The organism is Pandoraea sp. PE-S2R-1 (genome assembly GCF_002179865.1).
In the GTDB taxonomy this organism is placed as follows: domain Bacteria; phylum Pseudomonadota; class Gammaproteobacteria; order Burkholderiales; family Burkholderiaceae; genus Pandoraea.
The window spans coordinates 208,139-232,025 of the sequence record NZ_NGUR01000015.1; the positions used below are offsets into that span (position 1 = coordinate 208,139).

General features: G+C 63.8%; 21 protein-coding genes. 17 read left to right on the forward strand and 4 right to left on the reverse strand.

Annotated elements, in window-relative coordinates; translation table 11 throughout:
• The first annotated feature begins 122 nt into the window (after positions 1-122).
• The gene (locus CDV44_RS18350; protein ID WP_087689432.1) at positions 123-1,052 is read left to right on the forward strand and encodes a helix-turn-helix domain-containing protein; all 930 of its coding nucleotides are present in this window, start codon (positions 123-125) and stop codon (positions 1,050-1,052) included.
• On the opposite strand, the gene CDV44_RS18355 is transcribed toward CDV44_RS18350, so the two are convergent.
• Positions 1,008-2,312, reverse strand: coding sequence for an MFS transporter (locus tag CDV44_RS18355; protein ID WP_087689434.1), 1,305 nt, complete (start codon positions 2,310-2,312; stop codon positions 1,008-1,010). The two genes, CDV44_RS18350 and CDV44_RS18355, sit on opposite strands and share 45 nt — an antisense overlap.
• A 92-nt stretch (positions 2,313-2,404) precedes the next feature.
• On the opposite strand from CDV44_RS18355, the gene CDV44_RS18360 reads away from it, so the two are divergent.
• The 9 genes from CDV44_RS18360 (at position 2,405) to CDV44_RS18400 (ending at position 13,094) form a co-directional block, all read left to right on the forward strand.
• Entirely contained in the window at positions 2,405-3,325 is a 921-nt protein-coding gene (locus CDV44_RS18360; protein WP_087689436.1) for a LysR family transcriptional regulator, read from the forward strand.
• A complete protein-coding gene (locus tag CDV44_RS18365; protein ID WP_087689438.1) occupies positions 3,322-4,554 on the forward strand; it encodes a glycosyltransferase in 1,233 nt (410 codons plus the stop codon). The genes CDV44_RS18360 and CDV44_RS18365 overlap by 4 nt, the downstream gene beginning before the upstream one ends.
• A 154-nt stretch (positions 4,555-4,708) precedes the next feature.
• Positions 4,709-5,023 (forward strand): multidrug efflux SMR transporter, encoded by a 315-nt coding sequence (locus CDV44_RS18370; protein ID WP_058377377.1) that lies wholly within the window; start codon positions 4,709-4,711, stop codon positions 5,021-5,023.
• Between the two features lie 185 nt (positions 5,024-5,208).
• Positions 5,209-5,568 (forward strand): NADH-quinone oxidoreductase subunit A, encoded by a 360-nt coding sequence (ndhC, locus tag CDV44_RS18375; protein ID WP_212677131.1) that lies wholly within the window; start codon positions 5,209-5,211, stop codon positions 5,566-5,568.
• A gap of 257 nt (positions 5,569-5,825) precedes the next feature.
• The gene (locus CDV44_RS18380) at positions 5,826-6,611 is read left to right on the forward strand and encodes a DUF3050 domain-containing protein (protein ID WP_087690714.1); all 786 of its coding nucleotides are present in this window, start codon (positions 5,826-5,828) and stop codon (positions 6,609-6,611) included.
• A 102-nt stretch (positions 6,612-6,713) separates the two neighbouring features.
• Entirely contained in the window at positions 6,714-7,637 is a 924-nt protein-coding gene (locus CDV44_RS18385) for a diiron oxygenase (protein WP_087689440.1), read from the forward strand.
• A 10-nt stretch (positions 7,638-7,647) separates the two neighbouring features.
• A complete protein-coding gene (locus CDV44_RS18390) occupies positions 7,648-11,232 on the forward strand; it encodes an amino acid adenylation domain-containing protein (protein ID WP_087689442.1) in 3,585 nt (1,194 codons plus the stop codon).
• A 54-nt stretch (positions 11,233-11,286) separates the two neighbouring features.
• A complete protein-coding gene (locus CDV44_RS18395; protein WP_058377374.1) occupies positions 11,287-11,778 on the forward strand; it encodes an SRPBCC family protein in 492 nt (163 codons plus the stop codon).
• A gap of 89 nt (positions 11,779-11,867) precedes the next feature.
• Entirely contained in the window at positions 11,868-13,094 is a 1,227-nt protein-coding gene (locus CDV44_RS18400) for a PLP-dependent aminotransferase family protein (protein ID WP_087689444.1), read from the forward strand.
• Between the two features lie 60 nt (positions 13,095-13,154).
• On the opposite strand, the gene CDV44_RS18405 is transcribed toward CDV44_RS18400, so the two are convergent.
• Positions 13,155-14,093, reverse strand: a complete 939-nt coding sequence (locus CDV44_RS18405) for a LysR family transcriptional regulator (RefSeq protein WP_371328783.1) — start codon at positions 14,091-14,093, stop codon at positions 13,155-13,157.
• Between the two features lie 181 nt (positions 14,094-14,274).
• Between CDV44_RS18405 and CDV44_RS18410 the strand changes: the two genes are divergently transcribed.
• Positions 14,275-15,357, forward strand: coding sequence for a sigma-54-dependent Fis family transcriptional regulator (locus tag CDV44_RS18410; RefSeq protein ID WP_087689448.1), 1,083 nt, complete (start codon positions 14,275-14,277; stop codon positions 15,355-15,357).
• A gap of 191 nt (positions 15,358-15,548) precedes the next feature.
• On the opposite strand, the gene CDV44_RS18415 is transcribed toward CDV44_RS18410, so the two are convergent.
• Positions 15,549-16,547 (reverse strand): aldo/keto reductase, encoded by a 999-nt coding sequence (locus CDV44_RS18415; protein ID WP_087689450.1) that lies wholly within the window; start codon positions 16,545-16,547, stop codon positions 15,549-15,551.
• Positions 16,548-16,955: 408 nt separating this feature from the next.
• Between CDV44_RS18415 and CDV44_RS18420 the strand changes: the two genes are divergently transcribed.
• The 6 genes from CDV44_RS18420 to CDV44_RS18445 all read left to right on the forward strand — a co-directional run bounded on the left by CDV44_RS18420 (position 16,956) and on the right by CDV44_RS18445 (position 22,282).
• Positions 16,956-17,738, forward strand: a complete 783-nt coding sequence (locus CDV44_RS18420) for a 4'-phosphopantetheinyl transferase superfamily protein (protein ID WP_087689452.1) — start codon at positions 16,956-16,958, stop codon at positions 17,736-17,738.
• 105 nt (positions 17,739-17,843) lie between these two features.
• Positions 17,844-18,473 carry a glutathione S-transferase family protein gene (locus tag CDV44_RS18425; protein WP_087689463.1) on the forward strand — a complete coding sequence of 210 codons (630 nt, stop codon included), beginning with the start codon at positions 17,844-17,846 and terminating at the stop codon, positions 18,471-18,473.
• Positions 18,474-18,618: 145 nt separating this feature from the next.
• The gene (locus tag CDV44_RS18430; protein ID WP_087689465.1) at positions 18,619-19,092 is read left to right on the forward strand and encodes a hypothetical protein; all 474 of its coding nucleotides are present in this window, start codon (positions 18,619-18,621) and stop codon (positions 19,090-19,092) included.
• Between the two features lie 181 nt (positions 19,093-19,273).
• Entirely contained in the window at positions 19,274-20,065 is a 792-nt protein-coding gene (locus CDV44_RS18435; protein WP_087689467.1) for an alpha/beta hydrolase, read from the forward strand.
• A 121-nt stretch (positions 20,066-20,186) separates the two neighbouring features.
• Positions 20,187-20,861 (forward strand): heavy metal response regulator transcription factor, encoded by a 675-nt coding sequence (locus tag CDV44_RS18440; protein WP_087689469.1) that lies wholly within the window; start codon positions 20,187-20,189, stop codon positions 20,859-20,861.
• 11 nt (positions 20,862-20,872) lie between these two features.
• On the forward strand, positions 20,873-22,282 hold the full coding sequence (locus CDV44_RS18445; RefSeq protein ID WP_087689471.1) for a heavy metal sensor histidine kinase: 1,410 nt from the start codon (positions 20,873-20,875) through the stop codon (positions 22,280-22,282).
• A 15-nt stretch (positions 22,283-22,297) separates the two neighbouring features.
• Here CDV44_RS18445 and CDV44_RS18450 read toward each other — a convergent pair whose 3' ends face one another.
• Positions 22,298-23,884, reverse strand: coding sequence for a PLP-dependent aminotransferase family protein (locus tag CDV44_RS18450; RefSeq protein WP_087689473.1), 1,587 nt, complete (start codon positions 23,882-23,884; stop codon positions 22,298-22,300).
• Positions 23,885-23,887 lie beyond the last annotated feature (3 nt).

A 23,887-nucleotide genomic window follows, 5' to 3' on the forward strand; every position in this document is an offset into this window, starting at 1 on the left:
TGTTTCCGAACAGATTCGGATGACAACGTGAGCCCTCTATCGACGTGCGTCATGTCGCCACAAGCACGCCGCCTGAAATTGCAGGAGAATGCGACATCGCGTCGTCTCATGGAAGGCATGCAATGACTGCAACTCGTGCAACTCACACCACGCTGACGCCGCACTCCGGCCAGCGGAAAAGCCTGCTGTCGAGCGCGTCGCTTGGGTGGTCGGGGTTTGGTGCCGACCTGTTCAGCGTCGCCGCCGGGGCGCACCGCATTCCCGGCATCGCGCATCACCGTGTCGGCGTGCACGTTGGGCGCCCCGTCAAGGCAGTGTGTCGATGCGAAGGCCCGCCCACGGCGCGCATTCAGTCCCACGGCGACACCGACGTGATTCCCGCCGGCATGCCGGGCGAATGGTCCGACGACAACGACTGCACGATCCTCACCGTCTGGTTCGCCGACGATTTTGTGCGGAACACTTACGACCAGCTCGGCCTCACGGCTTCCGAGGCGCAGATTCGGCCGCAGTTCCAGTGGCGCGACACACGCTTTCAGCAGATGGCGTGGGCGATGCGCGCCGAACTCGAAGCCAAAGACGCCTCCGATCCGCTCTACGCCGAAAGCCTGTGCACGGCGATGCTCGTGCGTCTGGCGGGGGCTGGGGTGGCCGACCGTCAGCAAGATCGCAAAACGCGCACACTCTCCGCTCGCGCCGCCTCGCGCGTCATCGACTATGTCGAAGCGCATCTCGACGAGCGCCTTTCATTGACAGAACTGGCCGCACTCGTCGACCTGAGCGTGCCGCATTTCAAAGTGCTGTTTCGCGAAACGATGGGCGTGCCCGTCCACCGCTATGTCGTGCAACGCCGCCTCGAACGGGCTAAGGCGCTGCTGATTGAAGGCCGGCTGAGCGTGAGTCAAATCGCGCTCGAAGCCGGCTTCTCTCATCAGAGCCATATGGCGACGTGGATGAAGCGGGAGCTTGGCGCAACGCCGCGCGATATCGCAGCGAGCGCCGCCACCTCACGCACGGCGCCCTTGCGAAGCGCGATCCAGCCAGCCGACTAACGACAGCGCGACGGCAAACGCGAGCGCAACCATGCACACGCCGCTCCATCCGGCCCACGCCCACGCGGCCCCAGAGAGTGCCGCACCCATCGCGCCGCCGACAAAGAAGATGCCGACGAAGAGCGCGTTCAACCGGCCACGCGCCGCAGGGTTAAGCAGGTTGACCGCACGGCGTCCCAGCGTCTGGTCGGTGATCACACCCGCGTCGAGCGCTGCCGCCCCAGCGACCAACATCGCCAACGCCAGCACGGGATGTGCCACCGGCGAGAAACCGCCCCATCCCGCGCCCGCGGCGCCGAGCATGAGTACGGCGGCAATCATCACGATGTGCGAGACGATCTGCGTCGCATGCCCTGCGCCACGGTCGCCGAGATACCCGGCAAGCGGCGTCACAATCGCCCCCGAGGCCCCCGCCAGTGCGAACACGGCGATACCCTGCATGCCGAGGGAGAACGGGGGCTGCGCGAGTCGCAATGCGATGGCCGTCCAGAACGCGCTGAACGCCCCCAGCGCGAGCGCCGCCTGCAAGGAGCGACGTTGCAATACAGGTTCAGTCCGCAATAACGTCCAAAGCGAGCGGAGCAATGCCGGATAGGTCGCGCCGGTGTGCGGCGCGTGATTCGGCAACCGGAGGTACAGCACGACCGCGAGCAACGCGTCGGCGGCCGCCTCGATACCGAAGAACACACGCCACCCGAACGTGCCCGTAATCAGACTCGCCAGTGGACGCGACAACAAAATCCCGAGCATCAATCCGCTCATCACGTTGCCAATGGCCTGACCGCGCCGCTGCTCGGGCGCCATCGATGCCGCCATCGGCACCAGCATCTGTATCACGCTCGACGTCGCACCCGCGAGAAATACCGACGCCAGAAACACCCACCCCGAATGGGCCAGTGCAGACAGCGCCAGAAACGCCGCGCAGCACGTCAGCGTCACCACGATCAGGCGGCGATTCTCAAGCAAATCGCAGAGCGGCACGAGCAACAGCAGCCCTGCCGCATAGCCAAGCTGCGGCAACATCGCGATCAAGCCCGACAACCCTGCCGGTAAATTCAGCGCATGGCTCACCGGGCCTGTCAGCGGCTGCGCGGCGGACAAATTCAGGATGATGATGCCGACCGCTGCTGCGAAGAAAAGCGTCATTTGGCGGCTAAGGCCGACACCCGAGGGGGCGGCCGAGGGCGGTGGCAACACGGTTGACGGTAGCGGCGATGCCGTAGCGAAGTCGCGTGTACAGACGGAGGGTGGCTGAGTCATTTGGCGATTCCTGTGAGTCGGTCCGCCGATTGTAGGAACACCAACGTTATGCCACAATTGAATTATGTTTATATTGATTATGCGAGTTTGTTTTGAACACACATGACTTGCAGGCCTTCGTCGCGGTGGTCGAAAGCGAATCGATGGTGCGGGCGTCGGAGAAGCTCTTTCTGACGCAGCCGGGTTTGACGCGTCGCGTCCAAAACCTCGAAAAGATGCTCGGCATCGAACTGCTCGACCGTCAGAGCAAACCGCTCAAGCCCACCGCCGCAGGCGAAGAGGTCTATCGGCTGGCGCGCACCGTATTGCGTGCCGTCGACGACCTGATGGCCGTGGCGTCCACCGATCGCGAGCCGACCGGTGAGTTCAATATCGGCGTACCGCCGTTTCTGTCCGAACTGGCGCTGGAGCAACCGATCGATCGGCTGCGCAGTGCCTTCCCAAAGCTGACGCTTCGCGTGACGGCGGGCTGGTCGCCGGGCCTGTTGCAGAGCGTCGAGCGCGGCAAGCTGGACGCGGCTATCGTGCTGCTGCCCGAGCGTGCGGTGATGCCGGAAGGCCTGACGACGACGCTGCTCGCGCACAAACCTACGGTCGTGGTCGCGCCCCGCGCGTTCGGTCTTGCCGATAAATCCGCGACGCTCGCCGAATTGGCAGGGCATCCATGGGTGCTCAATCAGGATGGCTGCGGCATGCGCTCGGCGCTCAGCCGTGCGATGTCGACTGCGGGGTTGCCCTTCAATGTGGCGGTCGAAGCCTTCGGTTCCGAATTGCAGTTGTCGCTGGTCGCGCGTGGTCTCGGCGTCGGCCTCGCCGCGCCGGAAGTACTCGCACGCAGCCCCTATGCCGACACGCTCGAAGTCATCGATGTACCGGAATTCAAAAGCGGTCTGAACGTGTGGCTGGTACATGGCACGTTGCCGACCCGCCTCGTCCGCCCCGTCGCGCTGATACAGGATGCGCTGATCGCCGAGTTGGAAAAAGACGCCATCCAGAGAGTCAAAAAATCATGAGATTCGTCGTCGCAACGTACGGAACGGAAGGTGACACGCGCCCGCTGGCCATGCTGTGCCGGGCGTTGATGGACGCCGGTCACGAAGCCCGCCTGCTCGCCGACCACGCCACGCTCGACTTCCCGGCCAAGCTGGGGGTGCCTACCGTTGCGCTGGCCGGTGACATCAAAGGCACGCTGCGGCCTGAGCTTGCGATTGCCAACGTGGTGGCTACCCAGCGCGGCTTCTCCAGCATGGCGAGCGCACTGGCCCACATCGCCAATACGCACGCGCAGGCATGGCTGGAAACCATCGTCCGGGAAGGCGAAGGCTGTGACGCCGTCATCGTGTCGGGACTGGCCGCGTTTGTCGGACTCTCTGCGGCGGAGCATCTCGGCATCAAGGCCATCGGCACCGGTCTCATTCCGATCTCGCCCACGGCGGCGTTCGCCTCGCCCTTCTTCCCGCCGAAATGGGTCCCGTCGGTCCTCAACCGGGCCAGTCAAAGCTTCGTGAATCAGATGCTATGGCGGGCGTTCCGAAAGCAGACCAATGCCGCACGCGCTGCCGTGTGCGGACTGCCGCCGAGGCAGGCCTTGTGGACGCAGCACCCGATGCTGTACGGCATCTCGCCCAGCCTCGTCCCGCGTCCCACTGACTGGCCGGAAAACGCACAAATCTGCGGGCAATGGGTGTCGCCCTCCGCCGAATGGGTGGCCCCGCAGGCACTGACCGATTTCCTTGCGGCAGGCGAAGCGCCGATCTATGTCGGCTTCGGCAGCATGACGGGGTTCGACACCGAAAAACTGCTCGCGGAAACGGTCACCGCCGTGGCCGGTCGCAGAGCGCTGTTCTACCCGGGCTGGAGCGGTGCGAATACCTCTGGACTGCCATCTAATTTTCACGTGCTTGGCGACACGCCACACGACTGGCTGTTCCCGAAAACATCGCTCGTCATCCACCATGGCGGCGCCGGAACGTCACATTCGGCGACAGGTGCCGGTGTGCCCTCGGTGGTCGTGCCATTCGCTGGTGACCAGTGGTTCTGGGCCGATCGGTTGCGGCGTGCAGGCGTGGCGGATGAAGCCTTGAGCGGGCGGTCACTACGGGCCGCATCGCTGGCCAAGCGCCTCGAATTCGCTGAGCGCGCAACGACAAAGTCACGTGCGCAGGCACTGGGCGAACAGATGCGCTCGGAAACCGGTTTGCGCAACGCGATCAACGCCATCGAGCGGCTGATGACGGCGTGATACTGACGGCTCACCACACGCCATCCGCCCATTTCTGGCAATCAGTCCACGCACTTTAGTAGCCATTTGCGTTATAGTTTCACGTTGAGGACGACCTCAGCCTGCTGGCAAAACAATCCGGGACGGCCCGGCTCTACCGAAATAGGAGAGCCATATGGCTTGGATATATTTGCTGTTCGCAGGTCTTCTCGAGATCGTTTGGGCCTTTACGATGAAGCAGTCTGCGGGCTTCACGAAGTGGGTCCCCTCTGTCATCACCTTTGTCACCATGGCCGCCAGCTTCGGTTTGCTGTCGGTCTCCATGAAGACGCTTCCCCTTGGCACGGCTTACACCATCTGGACCGGTATCGGTGCCATCGGCGCATTTACCGTGGGTGTTCTCGTGCTCGGTGAGGCCGCCAGTGCCATGCGACTTCTCGCCGCCGTGCTCATCGTGAGCGGGCTCGTGCTGATGAAGCTCGCGTCATAACGCCGCACCCCAAAAGCCTGCATTGACGGAACCCTTGCGGGGGCGCGCGTGTCCGTATCACGAGTGACATCCGATGCCCCCTCCGCCGATTGCCCTTCAGCGACAACCGGCATTCAACCGTCACTCAGTCGTCATTGCGTCGCCAAGTACGCCCCTTCCCTGAACCCTTCCCTTTAGGAGGCCCGGTGGACCTCTCCGAGTACTTCCCTGCCTTGCTGTTTCTGCTCGTCGCCCTGCTCATGGGCACGGCGTTGCTGTTCGTTGCCAAGCCCATCCGCCCGCACCGGCCGGATGCCGAAAAGAACTCGGCGTACGAATGCGGATTCAATGCGTTCGGGGACGCGCGCAAACAGTTCGACGTCCGCTTTTATCGCGTCGCGATTTTCTTCATCGTCTTCGATATCGAACTCGCCTTCACCATCCCGTGGGCGGTCTCCATGCGCGAGGTCGGCTGGCCCGGCTTCATCGCGATGATGTTCTTCCTGTTCATTCTGGCGTTGGGCTTCGCGTACGAATGGGGCAAGAAAGCGCTGGAGTGGGAATAAGTCCAAATAGCCCCCCGTTCACTTCCGACACCCCCGTCAGCACCGACACTCGCGTGCACACCTGTTCATAAGCTGAACAGGTGTCATGCGCGAACACCCCTTCCAAACTCGGCGGAATTTATCTCGATGCCCGAGATACTTACGTTTCGAGGGATTGGTATCGAACTTGCTAATCCTTGAACGCGACGACGAGAACGTCGCGCAGCGCTCCCCTCGCGCAGGTTGAACTCATCTTCATTACCTCAAGGATGCTTACCGTGGACAAGATCGAATACCTCGAACGGCAGATCAAGGAACATCACGCGACGCTCGCACACCACCCCGTGTTTCACTCCATCGAATCGATACAAGGTTTGCAGGTCTTCATGGAGTGGCACGTCTTCGCGGTCTGGGATTTCATGTCGCTGGTCAAGCGTCTCCAGGCCGACCTCACCACGATCACGCTGCCGTGGGTTGCTCCGCGCAACATCCACGCAGCACGCCTGATCAACGAAATCGTGCTGGGCGAAGAGTGTGACGACACCCCGCAGGGCCCGATGAGCCACTTCGATCTCTACCTCGCCGCCATGCGCGACGTGGGCGCCGATACGCGCCAGATCGCCCAACTGATCGATCTGGTGAAAAAGGGCAACAGCGTGAGCGCATCGCTCGTGACCGTGGGTGCCCCGGCGCCGGTCGTGCGCTTCGTCAACTCGACTTTCGCCACCTGCTACGAAGGCGCCACGCACCAGGTGCTCGGCAACTTCTTCTACGGCCGCGAAAACGTGATTCCCGACATGTTCCGCACGCTGCTCGACGGCTGGAAGATCGACGCGAAGAGCGTGCCGTTGCTCACCTACTACCTCGATCGCCATATCGAAGTCGACTCGGGCGAACACGGCCCGGCCGCGCGCGCCATGATCGTCGAAGCCGCGCAGGGCGAAGAGCGTCTGATGATCGAAGCCCTCGAAGCCGGACTGCGCGCCATCGACGAGCGCCTGCGCCTGTGGGACGGCCTGCACGAACACATCGTGGCGCTGCAAAAGGAAGCGGTCGCCGCCTGAGTGCCGAGTTCTGGCGGGTCGTCGCTCTCACCCGCAGCCCCCGGGCGGACGCCCCCCGGTCCGCCCAGCTTTTCGCCAGTCCCCACGATCCGAGGCAACGCCATGTCATTGCAGAGTTACGTCAGCCACGCTGACCAATGGGAGCAACGCGCCACGATCCGCTCGCGCCCGCGCCGTATCGTCGAAGACGACGAGCTGAGCTACTACCCGGTCGAGCGTCAGCCGCTCTACGCGCATCCGGCGGTGATCGATGCCGGGCGCGACGTGCAGGAGTACATCCTGCTGCAAAGCTTCTACAAGTACATCAACGACGTCATCATCTTCGAGACGGAAATCGTCAACAAAACGGCACTCGCCATCGCCAAGTTGCGCTTTCCGTTCGAATTTCCGTTTGCGTGCCGCAGCGACGCGATGTCGGTCGTCATCGACGAGAACTACCACGCCTATGTGGCGATGGACTATCTCGATCAGGTGGAGCGCAACACCGGCATCGCCCCCATCGAGCAGAACCGCGAAATCGAACTCTCGCGCGCCATTCCCCGCGCGATGGAATACGTGCCCGAGCAATACGCCGCCGGCATGGAACTGCTGGGCGTGGCCATCTCCGAGAACACCGTGACGGCCGAAGTCGCCGCCTTCTCGCGCGACAACACGCTCAAGCGCTCGGTCAAGGGCGTGATGGCCGATCACCTCGCCGACGAGGGCCGCCATTCGGTGTTCTGGATCAATCTGGTCAAGCTCTACTGGCAGTCGATCGACGAGACGGCACGCATCGAACTCGGCCGTGGCCTGCCGTTCTTCCTCACGGAATACCTCACGAACGAGCTGCAACTGGAGTTCGATCGCCGTCTGATCAGCACGCTTGCGCTGCCGGCCGCCACGCGCGAACAGATCGCCAACGACATGGTCGGCGCCTACCCCATCACGAATCAGCACCCGATGATCGTCAACATCCGCAAGTTTCTGAAGATGGCCGGCCTGCTCGATCACGAACCCACCCGCGCCGCTGTTGCGCAATACCTCTGAGGACCGGGCCATGAGAGCGATTTCTTTCGCCGTCGTCGGTAACAACCGTCTGGGCGCACGTGTGTTTCAGGCACTCCACGACATGGGTCACGATGTGAGCCCGGCCTGCGCCGACGCCGGGCCCTTGCGCGATATCGCCGAGCAGTTGGGTGCCGCCGTGCCCGCCTCTGGCACGGTACTCACCGGTATCGAATGGCGCATCGACTGCGGCGCGGCCGATCCGCAAATCGGCTGCGAGGCACAACATAGCCTCACCTTCACTGCGCGCGCCCCGGCGTTCCCGCCCACGCGCGCCGATCTCGCGTGGCAATGGGCAGGCCCGAAGGGAATCGCCGACGTCGTGACCAGCGTCTGCCAGTTTGGCGAACCCGTGTGTGGCGCCGATCTGGCCGCCCAGATCGATATCGAAGCCGAAGCCCTGCTCGTGGATACGGTGAGCCGCCTCGGCCGCGATGCGCTTTCGCTCGACGACCTCAAACCGGCAAAGAAGAAGCCCGGCGGCGTCGCCCTCGACTTGCATCAGTTGTCCGGCTGGCATCTGACGAACGAAACCGCGCGCGACGTCGTACTCGAACCGTCGCTGCCCGAAATGGTGTCGCGCCGGGCCGTTGCCACGCCGTCCGCGATTGCCCTGCGCGATGCCGACGGCGACGTCGACTACCGCACCTTCGTGGGTGCATCGATGAAGCTGGCGTCGCAACTCGCTGCATTGATGCCGGCAGCGTCAGCCGACGACGATGCCCCGCGTGTCATTGCCGTGCGTCTTCGGAAGTCGCGCCTGCTGTACACGGCCATTCTCGGTGCCATCGGCGCGGGCGCCGCGTACGCGCCGCTCGACCCGTCGTTCCCGCCCGACCGCGTGCGCCAGATTCTGGAACAAAGCCGCGCCGTCTGCCTGCTCACCGATGAAGACTTCGACGCGAGCGTGCTGGCGGGTCTCGACGTCAAGGTGCTGCGCATCACGGCCCTCGACGCAGAGAACATCGATATCGCCAACACCTCGTGGCCGGTAGAGCGTCAAGCCGATCGCACGCAGCGTTGCGCCATCACGATCTTCACGTCCGGATCGACGGGCACGCCCAAGGGCGTCATGCTCACGCATCGAAATATCGTGCACTTCTGCCATTGGTATCGCGACTACATCGGCATGGACGCCAGCTCGCGCGTGTTGCAGTTTTGCACGGTGGCCTTCGACGTCTCCCTGCTCGACATCTTCCCGACGTTCCTTGCGGGCGCAACGCTTGTGATCCCGACGGAAGAACAGCGCCACGCACTGGATGACCTGAGCGCGCTCATCGCCGACGAAGCGCTGACGCATGCGTTCCTGCCGCCCGCCCTGCTCGCCGTGATGCCGGACGCCGAATGGCCTGCGCTGCGGCATCTGCTGACCGGCGGCGACGTCTGCTTCCCGGAAACCATCGCGCGCTGGAGCCAAGGGCGCGAATTCCACAACATCTTCGGCCCGGCCGAGTGCACGGTGCTCGTCACCATCGCGCGTCTGAAGGCGGGCGACAGCAACCGCATGATCGGCCGCCCGATTGCCAACGTGCGCTGCTACGTGCTCGACGAAGCGGGCGAACCCGCGCTGACCGGCCAACCGGGCGAACTGTGTGTGGCGGGTGCCGGCGTTGCCGACGGCTACCTGCACCGGCCGGATCTGACGCAAAACAGCTTCGTGCCGAATCCGTTTGCAGATGCCGACGGTGTCTGGCCTGCCGCCAGCGACGAGACGCTGTATCGCACGGGCGACATCGTGCAGTGGGACGACAGCGGCGTGCTGCACTTCGTGGGCCGTCGCGATGCACAGGTGAAGATTCGCGGCTTCCGCGTGGAAATGGGCGAGATCGAAGGGGCCGTGCTGGCCACTGGCCTCTATGGCCAGTGCGCTTGCGTGGTGGATGAGCGCAAACGCATTCGTGGCTTCGTCGCACGCCCCGGCTCGGCGCAGGCGACTGGCGACGCGGTGCGCGAACAACTCGCCGCGCGGCTGCCCGACTACATGGTGCCGTTTGAGATCGTGGTGCTCGACGCCCTGCCCGCCACCAACAACGGCAAGATCGACCGGGGCGCGCTCTCGCGCATGCCGGCGCAGCGCATCGTTGCGGCCACGGAAGACGAACCGCTCACCGAAACGGAAACGCAGTTGCGCGCGCTCTGGGCACGGCTGCTTGATCTCGAACCGTTCGAGATTGGCCGCGACGATTCGTTCTTCAATCTCGGTGGCCACTCGTTGCTGGTCTCCCGCCTGATGCTGGCCGTGAAGAAGGAGTTTGGCGGCAATGCACCGCTCGCGCGCTTCATGGAGCGTCCGACCGTGGGCGCGTTGGCCTCGCTGCTGACCAGCGACGATCTGAAGAAGGGCGAGCGCATTCCGCAGCGCGTCTTCGACGACATGGCACTGCCAGAGGACATTCGCCCGGTCGATGGACTGCGTCCGACGCCCGACGGTGCCAAGGCAATTCTGCTGACCGGCGCCAACGGTTTCCTCGGCACGTTTATCGCAGCGGAGTTGATCGCGCAAACGTCCGCCATCGTACATTGCATGGTGCGCGCGCCCAGTCAGAAGGACGGTGAAGGCCGTCTCGCACAAGCGCTGCACGCCAACGGTCTCGGCGCACTGATCGGGCACCCGCGCCTGAAGGTCGTGCTCGGCGATCTGGCCAAGCCGCATCTTGGACTCACCCCCGATACGTGGCACGCACTCGCACGCGACATCGATGCGATTTATCACAACGGTGCGCACGTCAACCACGTCTACGACTACCCGTATCTGTACGACGCGAATGTCGGCGCGACGCTCGAACTGCTGCGGCTCGCCTGCGAGTACCGCAACAAGTCGATGCACTTCGTCTCGACGCTGTCGGCAGCGAGTGCGATGGACGACAAGGGCCACGTGCTCGAAGCCGGCCCCGCGCGCAATGCCCCGGCGTTCGTGAACAACGGCTACAACGTGACGAAATGGGTCGCGGAGCATCTGGTCTGGGAGGCCGCCGAGCGCGGCGTGGACGCGACCATCCTGCGCCCGGGCAATATCACGGGCGTGGCGAGTTCCGGCCTGTGCCAGCCCACGCGCAACCGCATCCTGCTGCTCGTGAAGGGGTCGCTGCAACTGGGCGCAGCACCGGCCGGCGACACCGATTTCGACTTCACACCGGTCGACTTCCTCGCGCACGCTGCGGTGCGTTGCACGACTGACCCGCAGCGCGAATTGCGCGTGTTCCACCTGCAAAACCCGCAACCGCTGACGTGGGAAGACTATCTCGGCGCATTGGCACCCTGCGGCTACGCACTGGCGTTGGAAGAGCCCGCCGACTGGCGCAACCGCCTCACGTCGATCGATGAAACGAACGCGCTGTTCGATGTCGTGGCGTTCTATCTCGACGACAGCCAGGAAGACATCGGCGACATGGCGCGCATTGCGCACCAGCGCACCGCCGAAACGCTGGGACGTCTGGGCGTCGCTTACCCGCGCAAAGACCCCCAGTTGCTGGCGGCGCACTTCAACTACCTGATCGAAAGCGGTTTTCTGCCGCTGCCGGCCGCCGTCGACGAGCCGTACACACAACGAGAGCTGGACACCGAGCCGGCCGCCTGACCTCGTGGATTCAATGATTCTCGTGCAGTCCCTTCTCACCTCAAGGAGCACATCATGCTGCAAAAAGTCCGCACCGAGCTGCAACCCGACACGCTGATTCACAACCTGAGCACCACCGTGCATGCCGGCGTCGCGGATCTCGACGCCCCTGCACGCAAGGTGTGGGACGTGGTTGGCCGCTTCGACGGCTACAACCGCTTTGTCACCGGTCTGGAGTACATCCAGATGACCGGCACCGCCACCGGCCCGCGCTCGCTGCGCCACAAGCACTTCACCGGCGGCGACCTCGTCGTGGAGCAACTGAACACGCGCGACGATGCCGGCATGACGATGAGCTGGACGCTCATTTACACCACGTTCGACATCGGCAACATGTGGGCGTCGATGGAAGTCGTGCCGCGCGGCGACAACGGCTGTACGGCCACCTACCGCATCGTCGGCGAAGCCAAATCCGGCAACCCGAAAGACCAACCGGCGTTCGACGCCTTTGCCGTCGCGTTCCTGAAAATGGCGATGGACAACCTGCGCACGATGTTCAACGGCTGACCGGGACGCTGCGAGACGTTGGCTGCCCTTCGATCCTCCGCGGCGCTTGCTGCGGAGGATTTCTTACCTGCTTCGTCACGGACCGCCTCATGGACAGACATCTCCCGCCCGCCGGGCGCTGGCAACTTGCGATGCGCGCGCAACGCATGAAGCCGTCGTCGTTGCGAGAACTACTCAAGGTCGCCGAACGTCCCGACATCATCTCGTTCGCCGGCGGCTTGCCTTCCCCCTATGCCTTGCCCGTCGAACGGCTGCGCGCTGCGGCCGACGACATCCTGCGCCACGACGCGACCGGCGCGCTGCAATACGGCCCCTCGGAGGGCTACACGCCGTTGCGCGAGGCCATCGCCGAGCGTCTTTCGACAGGCGGCACACGCATCAACGCGTCTCGGATTCTCGTCACCACCGGCTCCCAGCAAGCGCTCGATCTCGTGGCCCGCGTGCTGATCGACCCGGGTAGCCGCGTGCTGGTCGAAACACCGACGTACCTCGGCGCCGTACAAGCGCTCGCGCAGTACGAACCGGCCTTCGAAGAAGTGCCGACCGATGCCGCCGGCCTGCTTCCCGACCGGCTCAGCGACGCCTCGATGCGCTCCGCCCGCCTGCTCTACACGCAGCCCAACTTTCAAAATCCGACCGGGCGCACGCTGTCCCTTGAGCGACGCATTGCGCTCGTCTCTCGCGCCCACGACGCGGGGTTGCTGCTGGTCGAAGACGACCCCTATGGCGAACTCGTGTACAGCGGCCACACGCCGCCATCGCTGCTCTCGATGGCGCCGGAGAGCGTGGTTCACCTTGGCTCGTTCTCGAAAGTGATTGCGCCGGGATTGCGCGTCGGCTATCTGGTCGCGCCAGAGGAACTGATGGTCAAGCTGTTGCAGGCCAAACAGGCGAGCGACCTCCACACCACCGGCCTCACGCAACGGCTTGCCCACGCGCTGCTCACCGACGGCGATTACGACGCTCACCTCACGGCCATCCGCCTGCGCTACCGCGCGCAATGCGCGCTGATGCTCAAATGCCTCGCGCAATACATGCCCGACGGTGTTTCATGGACGCGTCCCGCTGGCGGCATGTTCCTGTGGGTCACGCTGCCCGAACAAATCGACAGCGCGCACCTGTTCGAAGACGCCCTCAAACTTGGCGTCGCGTTTATCCCCGGTGCATCGTTTCACGCCATCTCACCGCAAGCGAATACGTTGCGGCTGACGTTCGCGACTGCGACGCCCACGGAGATCGAAACCGGTATTGCGCGTCTGGCCGATGCCATCAAGGCACGCCTGCGAGAAACGGCGGTCTGCGTCGCCGTGCCCTGACCCTCACCCGCTCCCTCACCTTCAACACGGTGCATTGGCCGTCGCGCCCGGTGCACCGCCTCATGCACACGCCTGAAGCGTGGTGTCCGTTTGTTCGGTCAGTCCCAGGTGTTGCGCGATTTGCCGGAATCGCGCGACGCACGGGTTGGTCGTCGCTGCACTCCACACCAGCGCAACGTCGATGAACGGCGCGCGCAGCAACGGGATGAATTTCACGTTATCCGCGTGTGTGCTGCGCATCGAGTTGTGCACCAGCGCCACCCCCAGCCGTTGTCCGACCAGATTGACGATGGTCTGCTGAAAGTTCGTCTCGAGACGCACCTGCGGCATGAAACCGGCCTGCCGGCAGTGTTCGGTAATGGTGTTGTAGATATAGGGCGACGCGTCGCGCGGCGAAATGATGAACGAATCGTCCTTCAATTCGGCAACGGAGATTGCCGAACGAGACTCCAGCCGATGCCCCGCCGGCAGCGCGGCCACCAGCGGCTCGCGAAAGATGGTTTCCGTGCACAGCTCGTCGGTCGCATCCGACGAATACATGATGCCCACGTCGAGCTTGCCGCTGCGCAGATCTTCCGCCAGCGTGGTCGGAATCGTCTCTCTGAGTTTGACTTCAATACGCGGGAAGGCCGCTGCATAGGCGCGCGTCAGGATCGGCAAGACACTGCACGCGACCGCAAACATGAAGCCGGCCGATAGCGTGCCGGCGTCACCGAGTTCAGCGGCGCGCGCATGCGAGCGTGCGCGATCGAGTGTGGCGAGCACCGAGCGCGCATCGCCATAGAAGCGCTGACCGGCAGCGGTGAGCTGCACGCTGCGCTGCGTTCGCTGGAACAACACGACGCCGAGCTCTTCTTCGAGCATGGCGATCTGTCGGGAAAGCGGGGGTTGCGAGATATGCAAAAGACTCGCTGCACGACCGAAATGCAGCGTTTCAGCCAGTACTACGAAATAGCGGAGTTGCCTCAGTTCCATGGAGCCTGCCCCTAAAAAGAACATCGGTTTCTATTCATAGCGAACCGGTATCAGTCATCACATCATATGGTATTGGAGGCCTCCGGCGAATCGAACTATGCTTGCTCTTGCTTTATGGAGCACCCCCCACGGCAGTCGCCATTTTGCGATCCGGTGCCGCCAAACGCGGCACATGCCACTTCCTATAAAGTTAATGAGAGACGCTATGACCGCCCACGATCCGCTGGACAGTTCAAACGCACACTTTCAGTCTTCACCACGTCCGTCGCTCGATCAGCTTTGTGGTGCCGACCCGACCATGCTGGCCACGTTGGCCCGTGCCCGCCTTCTCATCGATCGTCAACTGCCGATTCTGGTGCTGGGTGAAACCGGCACCGGCAAGGAATATCTCGCCCGTGCACTGCACGACTACAGCCTGCGCCGCCACGCCGCCATGGTGTCGGTGAACTGCGGCTCCATCCCCGAGAACCTCATCGAAAGCGAACTCTTCGGTTATCAGCGCGGTGCCTTCTCCGGTGCCTTGAACTCAGGCATGAAAGGCAAAGTCGTGCAGGCCGACGGCGGCACGCTGTTTCTCGACGAAATCGGCGATATGCCCGCAGCGCAGCAAACGCGATTGCTGCGTGTGCTATCCGAGCGCGAAGTCACGCCCATCGGTTCGGCCAGACCCATCGCCGTCGACCTGCAACTCGTTTGCGCAACGCACCAGAATCTCGAGTCGCGCGTACAGGCCGGACTATTTCGTGAAGATCTTTACTACCGCATTGCGGTCGGCATCGTGCATCTGCCACCGCTACGCGTACGGCATGACCGCGACTGGCTGCTCGGCGCAATGATTGCCACCGAATCACGCGGCACCGCCAATCTCGATTCGCTCGAGCGCGAGGCGCGCGAGCTGCTGCTGTCGTACTCATGGCCGGGCAACCTGCGCCAGATGCGCACCGCCGTGCAATACGCCTGTGCGGTCAAGAGCGACGACACCATCCGCGTGCGCGATCTGCCGGCCAATCTGCTGCAAAGCGCCAGCCGTCACGCCGCCAGCGCCGCCCCGGTGGCCGCCGCGATGCCGGGGCTCATTCAACCCACACCACTGGCGTCGCTTTCGCCCATCGCCAACGGCGAACGCGAGATCATCATTCGCGTGCTTTCCGAGCGTCGATGGAATATTTCTGCCGCCTCGCGCGAGCTCGGCATCTGCCGCACGTCGCTCTACCGGAAGCTTCGCGAGCTGCACATCCCCCACGTTCGCGACATGGGCAGCGACGCCCTGCTCGGCTCGCATCGCTGATGCTTCGCCATTCACCCTACGGTCCGTCTCTGACATGGCAAGCGGCACGTCCGATGTTTGGACGTAAAGCTCCAGACATTTCCCGCAATGCAGCAGACGGGTGACGGCCCGCCTGCTCCCTTTCCTTCCACCCGAACGTGTGATCGTGTGATCGTGTGATCGTGTGAACGCGTGAATGCGAGTTCGCCGCGTCAGGCCCGGTCTGCCAGCAACGCCATCATGGCGGAGTCCTTGTAGCGCGGCCCCGTCGTTGCGCCCGCCGGCATCTGCGCATCGAGTGCGCGCAGGATTCCCGCATCGATGCGCGCCGTCGCCGCCCCCAGGTTTTCTTCCAGCCGGGCGATGCTGCGCGTACCGGGAATCGGCACGATATCGTTGCCGCGCGAGAGCACCCATGCCAGCGCGAGCTGCGCGGGCGTCACGCCGGCCTGCACGGCGTAGGCCGCCAGCGTTTGCGCCAATCGCATGTTGGCCGCGAAATTCTCCCCTTGCAGACGCGGATCGGAGGTGCGGCGCGAATCGCCTTCGGGGAAATCTTCCGCGCGGCGTGCCGTGCCAGTCAGAAAGCCTCGCCCTAACGGGCCAAACGGCACGAGCCCGATGCCCAGCTCTCGCAGGCAAGGCAGAATTTCGGCTTCGAGATCGCGATGAAATAACGAATACTCGCTTTGCAGCGCGCTGACCGGATGCACCGCGTGGGCGCGGCGAATCGTGCGCTCGCTCGCTTCAGACAAGCCGAAGTAGCGCACTTTCCCCGCACTGACGAGGTCGCCAACGGCGCCCGCAACGTCTTCGATCGGCACGTTCGGATCGACGCGGTGTTGATAGAGCAAGTCGATGTAGTCAGTGCCCAAACGCGCGAGACAGCCATCGACAACGGTGCGGATGTGCTCGGGACGGCTATCCGCGCCGGTCACGGCACCGTTATCGAAACGGAATCCGAACTTTGTCGCGATGATGGCCTTTTCGCGCTGGCCTTTGAGCACGCGCCCGAGCAACTGTTCGTTGACGAAAGGCCCGTAGACTTCGGCCGTGTCGAAGAAATTGCAGCCAAGCTCCAGCGCCCGTTCTATGACACGAACCGATTCGGCGTCGTCAGCGGGGCCATAGGCATAACTCATGCCCATGCACCCGAGGCCCAAGGCGGGCACCTCCAATCCCTGCGTCCCCAGCCGTCGTTTTGGCAGCATCGTATTGCTCCTGTGCGATGTCGTGCAGTGTGGTTTCGATTGATATGATCTCTTGCCCTGATTGCCCCGACACAAACGCGCCAGTGCACACGCTCACAATGCAAGTTTCGAACCACTGCGCGTCTCGTCACACCACGCGTAGCGCGAATACCGCATGGCGGCTGGTTTTGCCGTCGATGCATCGTTTTCGAACGCGCGTTGGAAGTCCTGTAGCAATCACACATACGCGTGCGACATCTGTCGCACCACGCGACAGGTGTCCATGCCGGTGAGACAGTACACGGCGCCTACCCCCGTTTCAGGTGGTGATTCCAGAGTCCTTTCCGGGTCTGCACGGCCACATGGCATCCGAATTGCTTGGAGTCCGTTATTTCGTCCATGCCCGTCATGCACGGGTGACTCATTACAATGACCGAAATCAATACGGCAAGTCAGGCGAGCACGGGGCTCGCCCTGTATGGCGAAACGCGCAGCATCATGGCCCGCTTCTCGGGCTGGCTGACGCATCTGACCGCCGACGAGCAATGTCGCGCACGCGCCTTTTCCCGACCGGCCGATCGGCAGGATTATGTTGCGGCGCACATTCTTGCGCGCGTCGCTGCCGCCCGTGTGACCGGTGTCACCAGTGCGGCGGCCGATCTTGCGCGCACCTATGCGCTGGTGCAGCGCTGCGAGCAATGCGGCGGTGCACACGGGCGTCCACACCTGCCCGCGCATCCCGGACTGCATATCAGCCTGAGTCATACGCGAGGTGCCGTCGCCGCCGCGTGTGCCATCGAGCCGGTCGGCATCGATGTCGAACACTGGGATCAGGCGTTGTCGGTCGATCTGGATCTTGGCGATCTGTCGGAAGACATGGGTATCACCGGCAGTGAACGCGACCGCCTCGCCGCCTTCGCGAGCGTGGCGCTCACGCACCATGCGCCGTCACCCCGTGCCTTGGCGTGGCTGCGACTGTGGACCCGTAAGGAGAGTCTGGTGAAAGTGGGTGTCACGACGCTTTCCGGTCTGGGCAGCGTCGACCTGTCCGGCCTGCCGATGAGCGAAGCCCCGCTGCGCGCTTGGCAGCGCCGGGTCGCGCACGGCATCTGGTCAATGACCGACTGGCTGGACCCTGCCATGCGCATCAGCGGCACGGTGACCTGTACCGGTGCGGTCACCATCGAGCAGATCGAGGCAATCGAGGCGTAGCGCGGGTCGACTGTTCCCGTCACAGGGCGTGGCAACTGTACCTGTCGCACAGCAACGGAACCCCGCTAGAATCGATTCACCTGTCACCCATCCAAGGTGGTTCTCATGATTCGCGTACTCGGCCGACCGGGGTCCATCAACGTGCGCAAGGTGCACTGGCTCTGCCACGAACTCGACGCGCCATTCGTCAACGAACCTTGGGGCGATGCCACGGGCGCGCTGTCGCTCGCCGACCCGGGATTCATCGCCCTGAACCCGAACCGGATGGTGCCGGTGATCGACGACAGCGGCTTCGTGATGTGGGAGTCGAACAGCATCCTGCGCTATCTGGCGGCCACGCGCGGCAGCAGCGCGCTGTACCCGGCGGCACCGCGTCAGCGCGCTCGCGTCGATCAGTGGATCGACTGGCAGGCTGCCGATCTGAATCCCGCATGGCGCTATCCGTTCATGTCGCTGGTGCGCCGCGCGCCGGGCTACGACAACCCGGCCACGCTGGACGCCAACGTGCAGCGCTGGTGCGACCTCATGTCCGTACTCGACCAGCAACTGCAAGCCACTCAAGCCTTCGTCTGTGGCGAGACGTTCACGCTCGCAGACGTCCCCATCGGCTTGTCGGTGCACCGCTGGTTCAGCACACCCATCGAGCATCCGCCGCTCGACGCCGTGACGGCCTACTACGACCGGCTCTCACAACGGGAAGGATTTCGCCTGTACGGACGAAACGGCACGCCCTGAAAGGCAATGAAAGGGGCCGGAAGGCTATGAACTTTGAGGGGCCGGGAAACTGGCACAGACGCGCCACTTGTTGTAGATTTCGTTTCAGCAGACAGAACCATCGCAATTCTGCACCGGATCATTAGGATTGCTGAAAGGAACGACCATGAGAATCGACAGTGGCCTGAGTTATCTGGGCGCCAACGGCACGCAATCTCCCGCGGCCGCCAAGCGCACCGACGCGTCCTTTGCCGCGGCACTCGCTGCCACGACGCAATCGCCGACACACATCAGCAGCACGCCTTCGCAGAAAGCCGCCGAGGCCAAGCCGACTGACTTCACGAGCATGACCCGGCAACAGATGCGCGACTGGGTCAACACGCAGATTCAAAGCGGGCAGATGTCGCTCGACGACAGCTCGCCGCTGATGGCCATGACGATGAAGATTTCCGTCGACACGGGTATCGAAGTCCCGGCCGGCAGCGATACCGAGCAGATCGACTTCACCAACCGGGCCCGTCAAGGGATTGCCGCCGCCCTGTCGCGCAACGAACCCGGGAATGCCAAGCGCTTGCAGGTCGCACTCGACCTCCTGCTCAAACATCAGGGCGAGACGTTCGGCGTGAATACCCACGCCTGACGCTTCGTTTTTCGCCCGCCCCCGTCGCCCCGCCCCCGGCAGAGCGCGCTGTTGGCGGCCCACACGGCTGTCATTTCTTTGTAATCCCTGTGCAAGCCCGGTGTGGGAGGCGGCTCCCTAGACTGGCATCGCGTGATCGGAAATCCGATCGAGCCCGTGCCACTCTTCAGGAGCCAACCCCATGCCGTACGCCGTCCGTTCTCTCGTTGCCCAATCTGCCGTTGCCCTCGCCTTGCTCACAGGCGCTGCCGTCCCCGCTTTCGCCGCCCCCGCAGCCCCCGCCGCTGCCCCCATCAAGAACATTGTGCTGGTGCATGGCGCGTTCGTCGGCGGCGCAGGCTGGCGTCCCGTCTACGACATCCTCGTCAAAGACGGTTACCACGTCACGCTGGTGCAAGAGCCGCTCACCTCGTTTGCGGAAGACGTGACTGCCACCAAGCGCGTACTCGACACCCTCGACGGCCCGGCCGTGCTCGTGGGCCACAGCTACGGCGGCGCGATCATCACCGAAGCGGGCAACGACGCCCACGTCAAGGCGCTGGTCTACATCGCCGCGCACGCCCTCGATACCGGCGAGACCGAAGCCAGCAACGGCAAGAAGTATCCGAATGCCACCAAAGCAGTCGTCAAGACGGCCGACAACTACCTGTACCTGAACCCGGCCGACTATCCGGCGGACTTTGCCGCCGACCTGCCGCGCGCGCAGGCCGAATTCGAAGCCCATGCGCAGATGCCGACGTCGGCGTCCGTTTTCACCGCGAACATTCCCGACCCGGCATGGAAGACCAAGCCGAGCTGGTACATGGTCGCCAAGGCCGACCGCATCATCAATCCGGATCTGGAACGCATGTATGCCGCCCGCGCGCATGCGCACACGGTAGAAATCGACGGTGCCAGCCATTCGGTCTACGAGTCGCACCCGAAGGAAGTCGCCGCGCTCATCGAACAGGCCGCAGAACACGCCGGCGAGTGAGCTTTCACACTGCTGCACACCTGAGCGCCGCAGGCCATACATCGCCAAAACGGCTATGCTGTGGCCAGCGGCGCGCTGACATCACCGCACGCCTCCACGCCACTACTTACGCCGCAACATCATGCGAATTCTTGTCATCGAAGACGAAGCCAAGACGGGTGACTACCTGCGTAACGGGCTGACCGAGGCGGGTTACGTCGTGGATGTCGCGACCGACGGCATCGACGGTTTGCATCTCGCCACCGAGACTGCCTACGACCTGATTCTGCTCGACGTGATGATGCCCGCGATGGACGGCTGGACCGTCATGCGAAAACTCGGCGAGCGCTCGCGTACCCCGGTACTGTTCCTGAGTGCGCGCGGCACGCTCGAAGACCGTCTCAAGGGGCTGGATCTCGGTGCCGACGATTACCTCGTCAAGCCCTTCTCATTCGCCGAGTTGCTCGCCCGCATCCGCATCATTCTGCGGCGCGGCCAACCGCAGGCGAGTGACGACGCACTTGTCGTCGGCGACCTGCGCATCGACGTCTCTCGCCGCCGTGTCGAACGCGGCGGCACACGCATCACCCTCACCCCCAAGGAATTCGCGTTGATGCGGTTCTTCGCGGAGCATCAGGGCGAAGTGCTGTCCCGCACCCTGATCGCGTCGCGCGTGTGGGACATGAATTTCGACAGCGATACCAATGTGGTCGACGTGGCCGTGCGCCGCCTTCGCCAGAAGATCGACGATCCGTTTGCCACGCGACTCATTCATACCGTGCACGGTGTGGGCTATCGCTGCGAAAGCGAAGCGTGAGGCAACCGCCGATGCCAGTCCCGATGCCAAGCGCCAAGCGCCTCACCCTCTCCACCCGGCTCGCGTTGTCATTCGCGTTGCTCGCCTTCATCGCGACGGCGGGTGTCGGCTTCATGCTCAACTGGAAGCTCGAAGCGCAGTTGAGTGTGCGCGACGACGGCGCCCTCGTCACCCGCGTGGATCAACTGCGCACGCTGATGCAGGATGTGGACGCACACGATCTCATTCGTGACAAGCCGCACCTGTTCGCCAATATGCTCGGCAACACCGAGTCGTTACTGGTGGTCGGTTATCCGGGCGAAGCGCCGCTCATCGACGTCAATCCGGGGCACTCGCCCGTGCCCACGATGCAACCGGTCGCGGCCGACGCGCCGCTCACACTGGCCGCTGTACGCCACACAACGATGCCCGATGGCACGCCGTTCATCTACGTCGCAGCGGCTGCGCACGGTGTCACGGGGCAGCGCGACTTGCAGATCGTCTCCGGCCGGTTGATGACGGAGCGCACAGAAATGCTGCACGACTATCGCCGCCAGATCGTGCTCTTTGCACTCGCTGGCGCCGTGCTCGCCGCGCTGCTCGCGTTTGCGCTCGCCCGCTATGGCCTGCGGCCGTTGCGACGCCTTGCCGCGCAAACCGCTGCCATTGGCGTGGGCACCCTGTCCACGCGCATCGCGCGGCACAATGCGCCGCCAGAACTCGATCCGCTGGTCGACGCGTTCAACGCCATGCTCGACCGGCTGGAGCGTGGTTTCACGCAATTGAAGCAAGTCTCCGCCGACATGGCGCACGACCTGCGCACGCCGATTGCCAACCTGCTCGGCCAGACGGAAGTGGGGCTGCGCCAGACGCGCGAGCCCGCCTATTACCAGCAACTGCTCGGCTCGAATTTTGAAGAGTTGCAGCGCTTGTCGAAGATGATCGACAACATGCTGTTTCTGGCACGCGCCGAACACGCCGACCATGCCATCGACCGGCAGTCCGTCGCACTCTCGGAAGAACTGCCGCGTCTGGTCGAATACTTCGAAGGTCTGGCAGACGAACGTGGCATCCGTCTGGAATGGCAAGGCGACGCGCATGTGCTCGCCGACGCCCAATTGCTGCGCCGCGCGCTCGCCAACCTGATCGTCAATGCCATTCGATATGCCGATGCAGATACCGTCGTCCGTATCGGCGCCGATCCGCACGATGGCGCAACGGCATTGCACGTCGAGAGCTTCGGCCCGACCATCGACGCCGCACACCGCGAGCGGCTGTTCGACCGGTTCTACCGCACCGACGCTGCGCGCCACCAACCGTCCGGCTCGAATGGTCTCGGGTTGTCGATCGTGCGCAGCATCATGCAGCTTCACGGCGGCACGTGGGCCGTGCACAGCGAAGCGGGTGTGACACGATTTACGCTGACCTTTCCTGACGCATAAACGCGGCTCCCCGCATCACACCGACTCGGCCATCGTCTCTCGCATCACCTGTGCGAGCGCGATCACGCCCGCTTCGATGTGTTCCGAACGGATCGACGAGAAGCCGAGCCGGAACATATTGCGCGGCGGCGCATCGCCCATGAAGAACACGTCTCCCGGCTCGATCAGAATGCCGCGTGCCTTGGCACGCAGCGCGAGCAGGTTCGCATTCAATCCCTCGGGACCACGCACCCAGCAGGACGCCCCGCCCTTCACGCGCACGAACGTGGCCTCCGGCATGTGCGCACTCAAGGCAGCGGTCAGCACCTCGGCTCGCTTGGCGTAGGTATCGGCCAGACGCCGCAGCAGCGCGTCGTGGTGCCCCAGCGCGAGGAACATCGAGAACGAGCGCTGAATGAACGCCGACGGGTGGCGAATCATCAGGCGTCGCAACGCGCGCAACTCGGCCACGAGCGCCGCCGGCGCCACGATGTAGCCGAGCCGCAGCCCCGGCGCGAACGACTTCGACAAGCTGCCGATGTAGATCACGCGGTCGCTGCGATCCAGACTCTTCAACGCCGGAATCGGAATGTCCGAATAGCTGTTCTCGCTCTCGTAGTCGTCTTCGATCAGTACGAAGTCTTCGGTTTCCGCACGCCGCAGCAGTGCCTCACGATGGGCGAGCGGCATCGTCGTCGTGGTCGGACACTGATGCGACGGCGTGACATACACGTAGTCGCACTGCGACAGGTTGTCATCGACCGGCACCCCGAACTCGTCGACCGGCAAGCCGATCAGCTTCGGCGTGCGTATCGCGAAAATATTGCGCGCATCGGGATAACCGGGGTCTTCGATGCCGACCGTCGTGCGCGCGCCGACCAGCAGGTCGGCCAGCAGGTACAGCGCCTGCTGCGCGCCATTGGTCAGCACGATCTCGTCGGCATCGGCCCACACGCCCCGGCGCGGCAACACACGCGTGCGAATCTGCTGAATCAGCGTTTCGTCGTCGCGCGCGATCATGTCGGGCGCCCAGTCGCGGATCTCCATGATGGTGAGCGCCTTCTGGCAACATTCGCGCCAGTCGGCCGTCGGGAACATCGTGGGATCGAACTGCCCGTAAATAAACGGATATTGGTACTGCTGCCAGTCGATAGGCTTGACGATGTTGCGCTGCCCCGATGGCCGCACCACATACCGCCCCTCCCAGTCGGGTGTCAGCGGGTCGAGCGGCGCGATGGTGCCAGCGGCAGCGCCCGCAGGTGTGTCCCCTGCATTGGCGACTACACCGCGCGCGCTTGCATTCGCCGCCTCGCGTGACTCGGCACTTTGCGTGCCGACGCGTGGCGCGAGGATGTCGCCATTGACGAAGTAGCCGCGCCGCTCCCGTGCGATCAGATAGCCCTCGTCGACCAACTGCTGATACGCCAGCACCACGGTGTTGCGCGCCACACCCAGCCCCTCGGCCAACTCGCGCGACGACGGCACCGCAGCGCCGCGCATGAGCCGCTCGTCAAGAATCGCCGACACCAGCATCTGGCGGATCTGACTTTGCAAACTCATGCCGGCACGCGCCGACACCAGAAACAACTGGTTCCACATTGCCGCAGAAATCCGGCTCGACATCGC

What these genes read in the sequence shown, in the direction of transcription:
- CDV44_RS18385 (WP_087689440.1), top strand. Translation starts at nt 6,714, where the DNA reads ATGTCATTGCAGAGTTACGTCAGCCACGCTGACCAATGGGAGCAACGC.
- CDV44_RS18450 (WP_087689473.1), bottom strand. Translation starts at nt 23,884, where the DNA reads ATGTCGAGCCGGATTTCTGCGGCAATGTGGAACCAGTTGTTTCTGGTG.
- CDV44_RS18410 (WP_087689448.1), top strand. Translation starts at nt 14,275, where the DNA reads ATGACCGCCCACGATCCGCTGGACAGTTCAAACGCACACTTTCAGTCT.
- CDV44_RS18415 (WP_087689450.1), bottom strand. Translation starts at nt 16,547, where the DNA reads ATGCTGCCAAAACGACGGCTGGGGACGCAGGGATTGGAGGTGCCCGCC.
- CDV44_RS18440 (WP_087689469.1), top strand. Translation starts at nt 20,187, where the DNA reads ATGCGAATTCTTGTCATCGAAGACGAAGCCAAGACGGGTGACTACCTG.
- CDV44_RS18370 (WP_058377377.1), top strand. Translation starts at nt 4,709, where the DNA reads ATGGCTTGGATATATTTGCTGTTCGCAGGTCTTCTCGAGATCGTTTGG.
- CDV44_RS18445 (WP_087689471.1), top strand. Translation starts at nt 20,873, where the DNA reads ATGCCAGTCCCGATGCCAAGCGCCAAGCGCCTCACCCTCTCCACCCGG.
- CDV44_RS18395 (WP_058377374.1), top strand. Translation starts at nt 11,287, where the DNA reads ATGCTGCAAAAAGTCCGCACCGAGCTGCAACCCGACACGCTGATTCAC.
- CDV44_RS18350 (WP_087689432.1), top strand. Translation starts at nt 123, where the DNA reads ATGACTGCAACTCGTGCAACTCACACCACGCTGACGCCGCACTCCGGC.
- CDV44_RS18435 (WP_087689467.1), top strand. Translation starts at nt 19,274, where the DNA reads ATGCCGTACGCCGTCCGTTCTCTCGTTGCCCAATCTGCCGTTGCCCTC.
- CDV44_RS18400 (WP_087689444.1), top strand. Translation starts at nt 11,868, where the DNA reads ATGGACAGACATCTCCCGCCCGCCGGGCGCTGGCAACTTGCGATGCGC.
- CDV44_RS18425 (WP_087689463.1), top strand. Translation starts at nt 17,844, where the DNA reads ATGATTCGCGTACTCGGCCGACCGGGGTCCATCAACGTGCGCAAGGTG.
- CDV44_RS18365 (WP_087689438.1), top strand. Translation starts at nt 3,322, where the DNA reads ATGAGATTCGTCGTCGCAACGTACGGAACGGAAGGTGACACGCGCCCG.
- CDV44_RS18390 (WP_087689442.1), top strand. Translation starts at nt 7,648, where the DNA reads ATGAGAGCGATTTCTTTCGCCGTCGTCGGTAACAACCGTCTGGGCGCA.
- CDV44_RS18420 (WP_087689452.1), top strand. Translation starts at nt 16,956, where the DNA reads ATGACCGAAATCAATACGGCAAGTCAGGCGAGCACGGGGCTCGCCCTG.
- CDV44_RS18355 (WP_087689434.1), bottom strand. Translation starts at nt 2,312, where the DNA reads ATGACTCAGCCACCCTCCGTCTGTACACGCGACTTCGCTACGGCATCG.
- CDV44_RS18405 (WP_371328783.1), bottom strand. Translation starts at nt 14,093, where the DNA reads ATGTTCTTTTTAGGGGCAGGCTCCATGGAACTGAGGCAACTCCGCTAT.
- CDV44_RS18430 (WP_087689465.1), top strand. Translation starts at nt 18,619, where the DNA reads ATGAGAATCGACAGTGGCCTGAGTTATCTGGGCGCCAACGGCACGCAA.